Below are 14,180 nucleotides of genomic sequence, written 5' to 3'. Positions count from 1 at the left end.
CCCGCCCAACACCGCCGGGAGACGGGGGCGTTTAACAATAAAAAAGTTTAAGCACGTCGCAGGGCGTGGTGTTCCATTCGGTTTTGCAGGCGATAGAGATAGGCAAATCCCTGCTCCCAGCGCTGATGGCCGGACTTCACATTGATGTGACCAGCACCTGACAAAATTCCCGCCTCGGCGCCCCAGTTGCGGGCAAGCTCAAGGGCTCGGGCGGCACTCACGGCGCTGTCGTTGTCGGAGCTGACGACCTGACTCGGGAAAGGCAGTAAGTGGTTCGGAATCGGTGCGAAGTTACGCAGCGCCGGCGAGCAGGCCGGGCGCTCGACATCCGCCGGCGCGACCAGCAAGGCACCGCGCACCTGACGCAAAAAGTGCAGCGGCGCAGTGGCAGCCCAATGGGCGACGGTAATGCAGCCCAGGCTATGGGCGATCAAGATCACGGGTGTGCTGTCGGCGGCAATCGCCTCGGCCAGCGCGGCGACCCAGTCTTCACGACGCGGCGTCAGCCAATCGGCTTGCTCCACCCGCGCGCTGTTCGGCAGGCTGTTCTGCCAATGGCTTTGCCAATGATCTTCTGGCGATCCTTGCCAGCCCGGCACAATCAGGTAGCGAATTGATTCGTTGCGCATGGGGGAACTCTCCTGCTGCGTGTCTGTTCCTGGTCGAGTATAGGGAGGAGAGTTATATTCGTTAAGGAATAAGAAGCTATTTATTAAGACCCACATCGAATAACAGAATCACTGCCACGACGGTTTGTGTTTGCGTGGAATAAAAAAAGGGGCCGCACCCTGCCAAGGAGACGGCCCCGGAAACTCAAAATGTGTGAGCGCTGTTCAACAGCCCTGAGACCCATGATTGGTGAAACCAGTTATCTAACAAAGGAATATTTAATTACTTTATTAGACCTTAATTGCATATACCAATCATCCTCAACAGACGCCGAACCCTCGCTGCTTGCGTCACAACGTAGCGTCGTTTTGGGTCAATTTGATGACCGACGTTTTCGCCTTTGAGTTTCCGCAGTTCTTGCTCAGACCTGAGCAGCACGAACCTGCCTGGATTCTGTTGCATCCTTACGCACAAATCGGTTCGCCCGTGTAAACGTCCCGAAATCATTAAACCGAACCCCCATCTCGCGCATCACCTTGTGGGCCACTGGCACGGTCATCTGGCGGATGTAAAACGGCTCCTTCACCACAAAATGGTGAATCCCGTGGCTGCTGCCGAAGTTGAAGCAGAACGCCTGCATAGGCCACATCCACCAGGGGTTCAGCACTTGGGTTTGCTGGATCACATTGCCCGGCTCCACATCACCGTAGTAATGCATGTTCGAGCTGACAAAGTGCAGGCAGAACGTGCGCAATACGTTCGGTCCGATAATCACCACCGCCGCGATATCGATCACCTGCATCACCGACAGCGTGGTCGCCGACCATTCAATTGGTGCCCCCAACAAATGGGCGATGCCATTGGCCGCATGGAAACCGAGAAACACGTACCACGCGCCCCAATGCACCAGCGCCAGCGGCGCGTAGACCTTCAACGTGCGCTTGATGATGCTGAATTTATGCGTCCAGGTTTTGGCCCGCAGCATGCGGATAAACGCCGACATCACGTTGTCGCCCACCATCAGCAACCGCGCAAAACCCCAAGGTTCGCCATTGGTGATCGCGCGTTCTTCCATGTCGGTTTCGGTGCCGGAAACCTTGTGATGATTAAGGTGCAGGTGGCGGCGAATCCACGGATTGATCGTGCTCGGCCGCGCCAGCCATACCAGGCCCATCATCAGGTTGTGCGGCACGCGTTGCTTGCGAAAGTACATGCTGTGAATCAGGTCGTGTTCCAGCTCGTGGGTCAGCGAGGCGAAAAACGCGTTGAGCAACAGGCACGCCCACCAAGCCATGTGCCCGGTGATGTAGAGCGCCGCCGAGCCAATCATTGCGATCAGCGCGAAGGCCAGAATGCCGGCGCCCAAGGCGTCCTGATGGTTGAGAATCGGGTAACGCTTGCGCAGCTCGACCCCTCTGGCCAGCACCACTTCGCGAATATGTGCTGATCGTTGAGCTGCATTCAGTCGCTGGGGACTTGCAGAAGTACGGTCCATGCTTCCATCCTCTGGTTATTGATGTTCGCATCCTGCCTTGTGAACCCTCGCAAGGCGGTAGCCGTGAACGCCAACCTGTTGACCGGAAGCGCCAATCAGCATGACTGAACCGACCTCCCTCGCCAGCTGGACCCGCGCCTTGCGCAAGCAACTCGATGCGCTGGGCCTCGACAGCACCGCCCTGTGCCACCAGGCGGGGCTCGACCCGCAATTGATGGACGACCCGAACGCCCGTTACCCGTTGTCCGGCACCACGCGCCTGTGGGAAATCGCCGTGCAGGTCAGCGGCGACCCGGCGATCGGCCTGCGGGTATCTCGCTTTGTCAGTCCGACGACGTTTCACGCACTCGGCTATGCGCTGGTGGCCAGCGGCAGTCTGCGGGAAGTGTTCGAACGCATCGTGCGTTATCACCAGGTGGTCAGTGATGCATTGGAGCTGGAACTGACGCGCGCCGAAGATCGCTACCGCTTCCGCCTGAAAATCCCGGTCGGCAACCCGGCCCCGGCGTTCGAAGCCATCGACGCCTTCACGGCTATCTATGTGCGCACCTGCCGCAATCGCTTGGGGCGCGATTACGCACCACTGGCGGTTTACCTGCGCCGTCCCGAACCTGCCGATCCGCATCAGTGGCACAAAGTGTTCCGCTCCCCGGTGTATTTCGCCGCAGACGAGGACCGACTGGAGTTCTCACTTGTGGACTTCGAGAGCCACCTGGACGATGCCAACCCGGAACTGGCCGAACACAATGAAGCGGTGCTCAAGCGCACCCTGGCGCAACTCAAACCACTGACCTGGGAACGTAAAGTCCGCGACGCCATAGAAGAGCAATTGCCCGAAGGCGAACCCTCGGCGGAACGCATCGCCCAGGCCCTGCACCTGAGTTTGCGCAGCCTGCAACGGCACCTGGCCGACGAAGGTTGTCGCTTCGACACGCTGCTCAATGAGAGTCGCGAAAACCTGGCGCTGCTGCACCTGCGCGATCCGCAATGCTCGTTGAGTGAGATCAGTTATTTACTGGGATTTGCCGATACCAGCAGCTTCAATCGCGCCTTCAAGCGCTGGACCGGGATGACGCCGGGGCAGTTTCGGGATGGGTTGCGGTGATCAGGTTTTGATGAGGCTACGCTCAATACCTGATGTCCACTGTTCCAGCATCGCGTCACCAACCTCGGCAAAGGCACGATGTGCCTTGATGTAATCAGTCATTTCACCCATCGCCACATCCATCCCATGAGCGACCTGTTGCAGCAGTTCATTGCAGCGCCCTTCCGTCAGGTTGCAGGCCGAACGACCAAATCGCATCAGCATTTTGTACTTGGGCCATGCCTTCGACCCACCTAACAGCAATGCCATGCTGTCGGACTTGATGTAAACCGATGTCGTGACGATGTCGTAGGCCGGTGCGAGGCGGATCTGCGCATCAAGAGCGCAATGCTCGTACAGCACGCCGAAGTTCTTGAGGTGTGCGTCGCCATTCTTCAAACCGGATGAAAGTGCGACGATCTTGAAAAAAGATTCAAGCGCCTGGTTGAGCAACGGCGGGGAAACGAATTCCTTGATTTGCTTCGCAGCACCTTCGTACGAGCCATCGTATTTGGCCTTCGATGGCCAGGCATTGAGGACACAAAAATCCTCGAACCCCAGATAACCTTTGTCGTACAGATCGAAACGCTCGACGACCAGAAATTTGCCGTGCTCGCTGAGTTCAAATTTCGGCACTTCAAGTCCGCAATGCAACGCGGCTCGCATGCAGAAATATTCGTTGGCCGCGAGTTCGGGGTATTCCTCCGGACGAAACGATTTGACCAGGTGTGTCGCGCCTCGATGGGTCAACCGGTCGACAGTTGTCGCATTGTCCCGGACAAGCACTTTCGGCTGTACGCCTGAAACACCCGAATACTGGCCATAGGTGTGCAGCAGATCATCGAACAAACCCTGTGCACCGTCATGCACCAGAAGATCCGCGAGGCTGGTTTCCGGGGGCCGGTCATTCGAATCTTCCGCGTTCGCAATGCCTACTCGTCCAAGCTGATATGGGCCGACAATCGCCAGCATCGCGAAATCATCGAAGCCCCTGACTGCTTTACTGAAACGACGAACCAACTCATCGCGCAGAGCGCCTTCCGGCAGGTTCATTTCAAAAATCGGGTGTATGCCGTGGTCCCACGTATAACTCTCAAGTCGCACCGGCATGGTCAACGAGACCGCGTTTTGCTCCTGCGCATTTTCGGCGTAGGCAAAGACCGAATCGCCGCGAGGCTGACCCCGACCGAGGGCGCCGACTGCGATTCCGGAAACACTGATGTGCAGCCTTTCTCTCTCTGGATCAGCCATGGAAGTTGACCTGCTTCAGAGAGTCCAGCGTTGGACGCTTCGACTGACGGGGCACGGCAGTGAGCTCATACCCGAAACCATTGAGGATCGCCTCAATCTTGCGCAAACCGATTTCGGAGATGGTGTTGTTCTCGATGCCTGAAATCGTCGAACGGCTCATACCGTACTGTTTTGCCAATTCCTGTTGAGAAAGCTTTCGCTCTTTACGTAAGGACCGGATGAGTCTGCCAAGGTTTTCCATCGCCCAACCTGCATTGTATGCCGTGCAATTTTCCACAAATCGTGGATATGCATTGTATTTAGTGCAGATCAATGAGTATGTCCAGCTCATTTTTTAACCAGACTTAAGAAACTACCGTCCCCGATCTCGCCGCAACAACTTGCGCACCCGTGCCACCAACTCACTCACGGCAAACGGCTTGAGCAGGTAATCATCCTCATGCAATTCCAACCCGCGCAGGCGATCTTCGATGCCGTCCTTGGTGGTCAGGAACAGCACCGGCGTGTCGCCGAGCTTGCGGATCTGTTGCTGCAGCTGCCAGCCGTTAAGCCCCGGCAGCATCACGTCGAGGATGATCAGTGCGTATTCGCCGGACTCAATGTAGCGGCGGCCGTCCATGCCGTTGAGCGCCACGTCTACCGCATAACTTGCTTCGTTCAGGCCGTTGGCCAAGCGTTTGGCCATTTCGGGTTCGTCTTCCACTAACAGGACACGCATGGCACACCTCGATTATTCAGGAGTACAGGCTAGGCGCGTTCGGGCCGATTGCCCATCACAAACTTCAATACATGCCGCTAGATGGTGACCAGGGCCCGCAAACGCTCAGCGTCCAGAATCTCGATTTCGCCATAGCCCAAACCGATAATCCCCTGCCCCTGCAAGTCCTTGAGGATCTGGTTGGTGGTCTGGCGCGACAGCGAGAGCATCGACGCCAACTGCTCCTGGGGCAGTTGCAGTACACGGCGTGGCGGGTCGATTTCGCCGTATCCTCCGGCGATCATCAGCAAGCGATGCGCCAGTCGGGTCGGGGCAGGCATCAGGCTCAGCTGTTCGAGGTTGATAAAGGTCAGGCGCAGTTTGTGGCTCATCAGCAATGCCAATTGCCGCCAGTACACCGGTTGTTCGTCGAGCAGCTTGAGCAAGGCCGCCTGCGGGATGTGCAGCAGGGTGCATTGGCCAACGGCGAAGGCATCGTGGGTGCGCGGCTGGTTGTCGAACAGACAGATTTCACCGAACCAGTGCGGCGGTTCCACCAGGCTCAGCAGCGCTTCCTTGCCCTGCTCGCTGACGGCACCGATGCGTATGCATCCTTCGAGCACCGCATACAACCCGCACGGCGGATCGCCGCGCTTGAACAACAGTTGCCCCATCGACAGGCGCCGAACCCTGGCCGCTGCCAGCAAACTATCCTGTAAGGAAACAGGGAGATGACTGAACCAATGCCCCGTCATCAGGCGCGAACGCCAGGCCTGCATATCCATGGAATCTCCTAAAGATTGTCGCCTGCCTGACAGAGCGAGAACAGAACACGGGGCATGATCAATCACCCTACAGGAGGAATAACAATGAAAAGCCTCGTTGACCATCTCAGTCAATACGCCGCGTACCATCGCGACCCACGCAACATTGCCAGCCACTTTATCGGCATTCCGCTGATCGTGGTGGCGGTGGCGGTGTTGCTGTCCCGTCCACAATGGGCCGGGGGCTGGCTTTCGCCGGCGGCGCTGACGGCATTGGCGTCAGCCTGGTTTTACCTGCGCCTGGAACTGCGCCTCGGGATATTGATGACCGTTTTGCTCGGCCTGTGCGTTTGGGCGGGACAGGTTCTCGCGCAGCAAAGCACGCTGGTGTGGCTGGCGAGCGGCATCGGGATGTTTGTGGTGGGCTGGGCAATCCAGTTTGTCGGTCACCACTATGAAGGGCGCAAACCGGCGTTCGTCGATGACGTGACCGGGTTGATTGTCGGGCCGTTGTTCGTGGCGGTCGAGCTGGCGTTTTTGCTGGGATTGCGCAGGGATCTGAAAGAGCAGATCGAGGCGCGAGTGGGTGGGGTGCGGGTCAATCCGAATCGCGCTGCAGCGTAGATCGCGATGCTTGATCGTTCCCACGCTCTGCGTGGGAATGCCTCAAGGGACGCTCTGCGTCCAGTGATGCAGAGCGTCACGGTATGCATTCCCACGCAGAGCGTGGGAACGATCAGCCGGAAGGGTCAGATATTGGCGAGTTTTTGCCAGACCTTGGGCTTGAAGAACAGCGTCTCGCCTTTCGCCAGACCGATCAGGCTGTCGTGGTCCTTCACCACTTCAGCTTCGATCAGTTCGCTCTGGCCTTCGACCTTCAATGTCACCCGCGTCGTCGCGCCCAGCGGACGGATATCACGCACTTCGGCCGCATGGTGATCCTCCAGTTCATGGCGCGACAGCGACACTTCGTGCGGGCGGAACAGCACGTGGTTGTCTTCACCCAGATGCAGCCGGTTCGAGTCACCCAGGAAGTGATAAACGAAATCGCTGGCCGGGTTTTCGTAGACATCGCCCGGTGAGCCGATCTGTTCGATCACACCTTTGTTCATCACCACAATCCGGTCGGCCACTTCCATGGCTTCTTCCTGGTCGTGGGTCACGAATACAGAGGTCAGGTTGATGTCTTCGTGCAACCGCGCCAGCCAGCGACGCAGCTCCTTGCGCACCTTGGCATCGAGGGCGCCGAAAGGTTCGTCGAGCAGCAAGACTTTCGGTTCCACCGCCAAGGCACGCGCCAGGGCGATACGCTGGCGCTGACCGCCGGAGAGTTGTTCCGGGTAGCGATCCGACAGCCAATCGAGCTGCACCATGTTGAGCAGTTCATGAACTTTCACCGCGATCTGGCTTTCGCTAGGCCGCTGGTTTTTCGGCTTCATGCGCAGGCCGAATGCGACGTTGTCGAACACCGTCATATGGCGGAACAACGCATAGTGCTGGAACACGAAGCCGACGTTGCGATCACGCACGTCGTGACCAGAAACGTCTTCACCGTGGAAAACGATGCTGCCCTGATCCGGCGTTTCCAGGCCGGCGATGATCCGCAGCAGCGTGGTCTTGCCGCAACCGGACGGGCCGAGCAGCGCCACGAGTTCGCCGCTTTGAATGTCCAGGCTGATGTTGTTTAGCGCCTTGAACGCGTTGAAATTCTTGCTGACGTTACGCACTTCGATCGACATGAATTATTCCTCCGCGGCGCTGGCGCGCAGGCGGTTAATACGGTTTTCGCTCCACTGCTTGAGCAGCAGGATGAAGAGCGCCAGGATCAGCAACAGGCTCGCCACAGCGAACGCGGCCACGTGGTTGTATTCGTTGTAGAGGATCTCGACGTGCAGCGGCAAGGTGTTGGTCACCCCGCGAATGTGCCCGGAAACCACTGACACCGCACCGAACTCACCCATCGCCCGCGCAGTACACAGCACCACGCCATAGATCAGGCCCCATTTGATATTGGGCACGGTAACGTGCCAGAACATCTGCCAACCATTGGCACCCAGCAGGCGCGCGGCCTCTTCTTCCTGCGTGCCTTGTTCCTGCATCAACGGGATCAGCTCGCGGGCCACGAATGGCACGGTGACAAAAATCGTCGCCAGCACGATGCCCGGCAACGCGAAGACAATCTGGATGTCGTGATCCTGCAACCACGGGCCGAACAAGCCCTGGGCGCCGAACATCAGCACGTAGACCAGACCGGCAATAACCGGCGAGACCGAGAACGGCAGGTCGATCAGCGTCACCAGCATGCTTTTGCCACGGAACGAGTACTTGCTCACGCACCACGCCGCGCTGACGCCAAACACCAGGTTGAGCGGCACCGAAATCAGCACGGCGATCACCGTGAGTTTCAGGGCCGACAAAGCGTCCGGCTCAAAGATCGCGGTGAAAAACGCGCCCAAGCCAAGCTTCAGGCCCTGGGACACCACGATGAACAGCGGCAATAACAAAAACAGCGCAAAAATCAGCCAGCCGAGGCCGATCAGGATTCGCCGCGAAGTGGCACTGCCACGGCGGGCGGCGTTGGCCGAGGAAGCGGCCGCAATAGACGATTGGGACATTGTTCGCGCCTCCTTATGGGGTTTCGATGCGGCGTTGCAGCAAGTTGATCAGCAGCAACAGGACGAAGGAAACCACCAGCATCAGTACACCAATGGAGGTGGCGCCGGTGTAATCGTACTGGTCGAGCTTGACCATGATCAGCAGCGGCAGGATCTCGGTTTTCATCGGCATGTTGCCGGCGATGAAAATCACCGAACCGTACTCGCCGACCCCACGGGCAAAGGCCAACGCGAACCCGGTGAGCCAGGCCGGAAGCAGTGCCGGCACCAGGATATGGCGGAAGACCTGCAACGGTTTTGCACCCAGGCACGCGGCCGCTTCTTCCACTTCTCGGGGGATATCGGCCAATACTGGCTGTACGGTACGTACTACGAATGGAAGCGTCACAAAAGTGAGGGCAAGGGTGATGCCGAGGGGGGTATACGCAATCTTGAAACCCAGGTCCGCTGCGAACTGACCGACCAAACCGGTGGGGGTGTACAGCGCGGTCAGCGCGATACCCGCCACGGCAGTGGGCAATGCGAAGGGCAAGTCGATCATCGCGTCGATGATCTTGCGACCGGGGAATGTGTAACGCACCAGCACCCACGCCAGCAGCGTGCCGATGATGCCGTTGATGATCGCGGCATAGAGCGCGGTGCCGAAGCTCAGCTTCAACGCCGCCAGCACCCGTGGTGCCGAGATAATCGCCCAGAACTGTTCCCAGGTGAGTTGAGCGGCATGCACGAACATCGCCGCCAGTGGAATGAGCACAATCAGGCTGAGGTACACCAAGGTGTAGCCCAGCGTCAGCCCGAAGCCGGGTATGACGGGGGAGATACGACGCGACATAAAAGTCCTTGGTTGAGAACGCGCAAAGCCCCGACGGTTGAATCGGGGCTCGTTGATGGCTTATTTCAGGTTACTGAGCCTGATAAATCTGATCGAACACACCACCGTCGTTGAAGAATTTCGGCTGCGCGGTTTTCCACCCGCCAAAGTCCTTGTCGATGGTCACCAGGTCCAGTGTCGGGAACTGCTTGCTGTACTTGGCGGCCACGTCCTTGTCACGTGGACGATAGAAGTTTTTCGCCGCAATTTCCTGGCCTGCCGGGCTGTAGAGGTGCTTGAGGTACGCGTCAGCGATCTCGGTGTTGCCTTTTTTCTCGGCGTTTTTATCGACCAAGGCGACCGGAGGTTCGGCCAGGATCGACAGCGAAGGCACGACGATTTCGAACTTGTCGGCGCCGCCGTCTTCTTTCAACGCCAGGAACGCTTCGTTTTCCCAGGCCAGCAACACGTCGCCCTGACCGTTGTTGACGAAGGTGATGGTCGAGCCGCGAGCGCCGGTGTCCAGCACAGGCACGTGCTTGAACAGGGTTTGCACGTATTCCTTGGCTTTGGCTTCGTTACCGCCGTTGGCTTTCAGGCCATAAGCCCAGGCCGCGAGGAAGTTCCAGCGCGCACCGCCCGAGGTTTTCGGATTTGGGGTGATGACCGACACGTCGTTCTTGACCAGGTCGCCCCAGTCCTTGATGCCTTTAGGGTTGCCCTTGCGCACCAGGAACACGATGGTCGAGGTATAAGGTGTGCTCGCCTCGGGAAGACGCTTCTGCCAGTCGACCGGCAGGGTTTTGCCGAGTTTGGCGATTTCGTCGATGTCACCTGCCAGGGCCAGCGTCACTACGTCGGCGCGCAGGCCGTCGATCACCGCCCGGCCTTGCTTGCCCGAGCCACCGTGGGATTGCTGGACTTTCACCGTGTCGCCGGCGTGATCTTTCTGCCAGAACTTGGCGAATTCGGCGTTGTAATCCTGGTACAGCTCACGGGTCGGGTCATACGACACGTTGAGCAATTCGTAATCCTTGGCAACCGCGGAACCAGCAAAAAGGGCACTGGCCAAGGCGGCCAAAGCGAATTGACGAATCGACGACATGGTGAAAGCTCCTGGAGTTCTGATTGTGTTGGCTTTTTTTATGGTGTGCTGGAATCGGGCTGCCGGTGGTTTAGCTCGGTTTGTTGCTCGGATTCTGCAAGCGGAATTTCTCTTTGCGTTCGATCTGGACTACCTGTGCGTTGTGCACGGTAATTTCCACGGCGCCAAAGCGCAGATCGCGCAGTGCGCTCTGGATCTCACGCAAGATGGTGGCTTCGTCTTGACCGTCAACGCTACGTAGGGATGCGCTCATAGTGCTGCTCCTTCAACTGAGAGATTGCCTGGCAGTGAGGCCACTGCTTGCGGCGTAGGAGCAATAGTAGAGACGCACAGATATTCTTAAAAAGACTATTTAAGAATGTTTATATAACCAAAAACGATTTTCTGGCCGAGCAAGGGCTTGCGAGCGATTAGCTTCTTGAAAATCAAACGGCTTAGCGAATTTGCGGCGCGTGAGCCCAATCCAGTTGTTGGTCCGGCACCGGACGCCCGAACCAGTAGCCCTGCCCCAGATTGCAGTCCTGTTCGAGCAGGAAGCGCGCTTGCTCGATCTGCTCGATCCCCTCGGCATGCACCTGCATCCCCATGCTTCGCGCCAGCGCGATAATCACTCGCACGATAGCCACATCATCCTCATCCCACGGCAAACCGGCTACGAAGCCCTGATCGATCTTGAGCTTCTGCACCGGTAAACGCTTGAGTCGCAGCAACGACGAATAGCCCGTGCCGAAATCATCGATGGCCAACCGCACACCGAGCTCGCGCAAGCGATGCATCTGCTCCAGGGCCACTTCAGGATCGTCCATCACTGCGCTTTCGGTGACTTCCAACTCCAGATACGCCGGATCCAGCCCGGTCTCGCGCAGCACCTGGGCCACCTGTTGATACAACTCACGACGGGCAAACAAACGGGATGAAACATTCACCGCGACAAATGACAAAGCCACACCCTCGGCTTGCCAGCGGCACATCTGCTCACAAGCCTGGCGCATGACCCAGGCATCGATCGCGGCAATCAGTCCCGTGCGCTCGGCAATGGGAATGAACTCTGCCGGCGACACCAGCCCGCGCTGCGGATGTTGCCAGCGAACCAGTGCCTCGACGCCGATCAGGCGACTGGACTTGAGGTCGTGCACAGGCTGGTAGTAAACCCGCAGCTCCTGCTGCTCAAGGGCGCGGCGCAGCTCGAAACCGATTTCCACTCGCTGCTGGGCATGCGCGGTCAACTCTTCGGTGTACAAGGCGTAACCATCGCGGCCCGCGCTCTTGGCCTTGAACAGCGCCGAATCGGCGTTGCGCAGTAGCTGTTCGGCGCTCAAGGCGTCACTGGGAAACAGACTGATGCCAATGCTGGCGTTGATAAAGAGCCGATGACCCTCGATATGAAGCGGCTCACGCAGGTCATCAATGATTCGTTGGGCCAGCGACCCGGCGTGCACCAGCTGCGGACAACTCTCGGCGAGCACGGCGAACTCGTCCCCGCCCAGGCGCGCCAGGGTAATGCCCGGGTCGAGCAGGGCTTTCAAGCGTTCGGCCACAGCCTTGAGTAATTGGTCACCGATCGTGTGCCCGAGGCCGTCGTTGATCATCTTGAAGTGATCCAGATCGATCAGTAGCAACGCACAACCGCGTTTGTGCAGTTGCGCTGACGCCAGCGCCTGCTCGGCGCGGTCGGTGAAAAGCAAACGGTTCGGCAGCGCGGTCAGCGGATCGTGGTTGGCCAGGTGCTTGAGTTCATGTTCGGAATTCTTGATCGCACTGATGTCCGAAAACACCGCAACGTATTGGCTGAGCTGGCGCTGCTCGTCGCGAATGACGCGGATAGTCTGCCATTGCGGGTAGATCTCGCCGCTTTTGCGACGGTTCCAGATTTCCCCGCTCCACTCACCGGTACCGTCCAGGGTGGTAAACATCTCCTGGTAGAACGCTGGCGGATGATGACCGGACTTGAACATGTTCGGGCGCTGGCCCAGCACTTCTTCGCGCTGATAACCGGTAATTTCCATGAACGCCCGGTTCACGTGGACGATCAGGCCTTTGCTGTCAGTGACGAGCACGCCTTCACGGGTGCAATCAAACACCGCGGCGGCCTGACGCAAACGTTCTCGGTCTTCACTGCGCTCGCGCAATTTGGCGCCGATCCCCAGGCACCGGAACAAACGCGCTCGGGCGATGAAGATCAGGCCGGCACTGAACGCCACCCAGAGGTAACCGTTGATCAGTTGCCATCGCAGTAACTCAGTGGAGTTATCGAAGAAACTGTTCAATAGATGGCCGCTAAACTGGAGCCAGATGATGGAAAGCACCAGGTAAAGCAGCGCTGCACGCAAGGCATCGCGATATGTGGCAGACATTCGACTGTCCATGTCCCTACAAAATGGTTGGAATTATAGGTCAAAGAAACATCCAGCCACTCTTATCTGAAAGGGCGACTGGTTTTATCTGTGGGCTTAGTGATAATGCAACGGCTGTTTTTTTCTTTATCGAGGGCCCTACAGCCTATGTGGTACGAAGGTTTTCTTGGCTTGTCGCCCTGGTCACTGGTGGCAGTCACCCTGCTGATGACCCATGTCACGATTGTCGGCGTCACGGTCTATCTGCATCGTTATTCAGCCCATCGCTCGCTTGAGCTCAATGCTGGCCTGAAACATTTCTTCCGCTTCTGGCTGTGGCTGACCACGGCGCAGAACACCCGCGAGTGGACGGCTATCCACCGCAAGCATCACGCCAAATGCGAAACCGTCGATGACCCGCACAGTCCGGTCATCAAGGGCCTGTCCACGGTTCTGCGCAAAGGTGCCGAACTGTACCGCGCCGAAGCGGAAAACCCGGAGACCCTGCGCATCTACGGCAAGAACTGTCCCGAAGACTGGATCGAACGCAAGCTTTACAGCCGCTTCCCGCTGCTGGGCGTGGGGATCATGGCGCTCATCGACCTCATGCTGTTCGGCACCATCGGCATCACCATCTGGGCGATCCAGATGATGTGGATCCCGGTGTGGGCCGCCGGTGTGGTCAACGGTCTGGGTCATGCCATCGGCTACCGCAACTTCGAATGCCGCGACGCGGCGACCAATCTGGTGCCATGGGGCATCCTGATCGGCGGCGAAGAACTGCATAACAATCATCACACCTATCCTAATTCGGCAAAATTGTCGGTGAAGAAGTGGGAATTCGACCTCGGCTGGGCCTGGATCCAGGTATTCAGTTTCTTCCGTCTGGCCAAGGTCCAGCGGGTTGCGCCGATTGCCCACCGTGTGGAGGGTAAAGGCAACCTGGACATGGACACTGCCATGGCTATCCTCAACAACCGTTTCCAGATCATGGCCCAGTACCGCAAGCTGGTCATCGCGCCGCTGGTCAAGCAAGAACTGGAAAAGGTCGATCATTCGGTCCGCCACCAGTTCCACCGCGCCAAGCGCCTGCTTTCGCGGGAAACCAGCCTGCTGGATGAAAAACACCACCTGCGCATCCAGACCATGCTCGAGCACAGTCAGGCGCTGAAGGTAATTTACGAGAAACGCCTGGCCTTGCAGCAGATCTGGGTCAAGACCAGCTCAAATGGTCACGACATGCTGGCGGCCATCAAGGACTGGGTTCACGAAGCTGAAGCCAGCGGGATTCAGTCCCTGCGCGACTTCGCCGACCAGTTGAAGACCTACTCCCTGCGCCCCGCCGCTGTCTGACGCCGTTGATCGGTGCGCCCCGTTCGCGGGCGCACCCTCAGGAACTTCGTTCCAAATCCCCTA

15 protein-coding genes are annotated in these 14,180 nt (G+C 58.2%); 3 read left to right on the top strand and 12 right to left on the bottom strand.

Going from position 1 to position 14,180, the window contains the following annotated elements; translation table 11 throughout:
* Window positions 1–47: 47 nt before the first annotated feature.
* Together QRN31_RS17350 and QRN31_RS17345 are read right to left on the bottom strand one after the other, a co-directional pair.
* Window positions 48–629, bottom strand: a complete 582-nt coding sequence (locus QRN31_RS17350; RefSeq protein ID WP_285433350.1) for an alpha/beta hydrolase — start codon at window positions 627–629, stop codon at window positions 48–50.
* Between the two features lie 401 nt (window positions 630–1,030).
* Window positions 1,031–2,104 (bottom strand): fatty acid desaturase, encoded by a 1,074-nt coding sequence (locus QRN31_RS17345; RefSeq protein ID WP_285433349.1) that lies wholly within the window; start codon window positions 2,102–2,104, stop codon window positions 1,031–1,033.
* 100 nt (window positions 2,105–2,204) lie between these two features.
* On the opposite strand from QRN31_RS17345, the gene QRN31_RS17340 reads away from it, so the two are divergent.
* Entirely contained in the window at window positions 2,205–3,209 is a 1,005-nt protein-coding gene (locus QRN31_RS17340; protein WP_285433348.1) for an AraC family transcriptional regulator, read from the top strand.
* Here QRN31_RS17340 and QRN31_RS17335 read toward each other — a convergent pair whose 3' ends face one another.
* From QRN31_RS17335 to QRN31_RS17320, 4 genes are all read right to left on the bottom strand, one after another.
* Entirely contained in the window at window positions 3,210–4,439 is a 1,230-nt protein-coding gene (locus tag QRN31_RS17335; RefSeq protein ID WP_285433347.1) for a type II toxin-antitoxin system HipA family toxin, read from the bottom strand.
* On the bottom strand, window positions 4,432–4,680 hold the full coding sequence (locus QRN31_RS17330) for a helix-turn-helix domain-containing protein (protein ID WP_285433345.1): 249 nt from the start codon (window positions 4,678–4,680) through the stop codon (window positions 4,432–4,434). The genes QRN31_RS17335 and QRN31_RS17330 overlap by 8 nt, the downstream gene beginning before the upstream one ends.
* A 111-nt stretch (window positions 4,681–4,791) precedes the next feature.
* Window positions 4,792–5,157, bottom strand: a complete 366-nt coding sequence (locus QRN31_RS17325) for a response regulator (protein ID WP_285433343.1) — start codon at window positions 5,155–5,157, stop codon at window positions 4,792–4,794.
* A gap of 77 nt (window positions 5,158–5,234) precedes the next feature.
* Window positions 5,235–5,921 carry a Crp/Fnr family transcriptional regulator gene (locus QRN31_RS17320; protein ID WP_285433342.1) on the bottom strand — a complete coding sequence of 229 codons (687 nt, stop codon included), beginning with the start codon at window positions 5,919–5,921 and terminating at the stop codon, window positions 5,235–5,237.
* An 84-nt stretch (window positions 5,922–6,005) separates the two neighbouring features.
* On the opposite strand from QRN31_RS17320, the gene QRN31_RS17315 reads away from it, so the two are divergent.
* Entirely contained in the window at window positions 6,006–6,524 is a 519-nt protein-coding gene (locus QRN31_RS17315; protein ID WP_285433340.1) for an Mpo1 family 2-hydroxy fatty acid dioxygenase, read from the top strand.
* Between the two features lie 125 nt (window positions 6,525–6,649).
* Here the strand turns inward: QRN31_RS17315 and QRN31_RS17310 are convergent, their stop codons facing one another.
* The 6 genes from QRN31_RS17310 to dibA form a co-directional block, all read right to left on the bottom strand.
* On the bottom strand, window positions 6,650–7,639 hold the full coding sequence (locus tag QRN31_RS17310) for a sulfate/molybdate ABC transporter ATP-binding protein (protein ID WP_285433339.1): 990 nt from the start codon (window positions 7,637–7,639) through the stop codon (window positions 6,650–6,652).
* Between the two features lie 3 nt (window positions 7,640–7,642).
* On the bottom strand, window positions 7,643–8,515 hold the full coding sequence (gene cysW, locus QRN31_RS17305) for a sulfate ABC transporter permease subunit CysW (protein ID WP_046031356.1): 873 nt from the start codon (window positions 8,513–8,515) through the stop codon (window positions 7,643–7,645).
* 13 nt (window positions 8,516–8,528) lie between these two features.
* Window positions 8,529–9,347, bottom strand: a complete 819-nt coding sequence (gene cysT, locus QRN31_RS17300; RefSeq protein ID WP_208670587.1) for a sulfate ABC transporter permease subunit CysT — start codon at window positions 9,345–9,347, stop codon at window positions 8,529–8,531.
* Window positions 9,348–9,417: 70 nt separating this feature from the next.
* Window positions 9,418–10,431: a sulfate ABC transporter substrate-binding protein gene (locus tag QRN31_RS17295; RefSeq protein ID WP_285433338.1), complete on the bottom strand. Its 1,014-nt coding sequence runs from the start codon at window positions 10,429–10,431 to the stop codon at window positions 9,418–9,420.
* A 70-nt stretch (window positions 10,432–10,501) separates the two neighbouring features.
* Window positions 10,502–10,684 (bottom strand): sulfur starvation response protein OscA, encoded by a 183-nt coding sequence (gene oscA / locus QRN31_RS17290; RefSeq protein ID WP_007945260.1) that lies wholly within the window; start codon window positions 10,682–10,684, stop codon window positions 10,502–10,504.
* Between the two features lie 181 nt (window positions 10,685–10,865).
* Window positions 10,866–12,785, bottom strand: coding sequence for a phosphodiesterase DibA (dibA, locus tag QRN31_RS17285; RefSeq protein WP_285433337.1), 1,920 nt, complete (start codon window positions 12,783–12,785; stop codon window positions 10,866–10,868).
* 147 nt (window positions 12,786–12,932) lie between these two features.
* Here dibA and desA point away from each other — a divergent pair, with 147 nt between their 5' ends.
* On the top strand, window positions 12,933–14,117 hold the full coding sequence (gene desA, locus QRN31_RS17280; protein ID WP_285433336.1) for a delta-9 fatty acid desaturase DesA: 1,185 nt from the start codon (window positions 12,933–12,935) through the stop codon (window positions 14,115–14,117).
* The last annotated feature ends 63 nt before the right edge of the window (window positions 14,118–14,180 follow it).

The sequence above is a fragment of the Pseudomonas sp. fls2-241-R2A-110 genome (assembly GCF_030209165.1).
Classification (GTDB): Bacteria; Pseudomonadota; Gammaproteobacteria; order Pseudomonadales; family Pseudomonadaceae; genus Aquipseudomonas.
The sequence above is the reverse complement of the archived record's forward strand: the minus strand, read 5'-3'. Positions and strand labels throughout refer to the sequence as shown.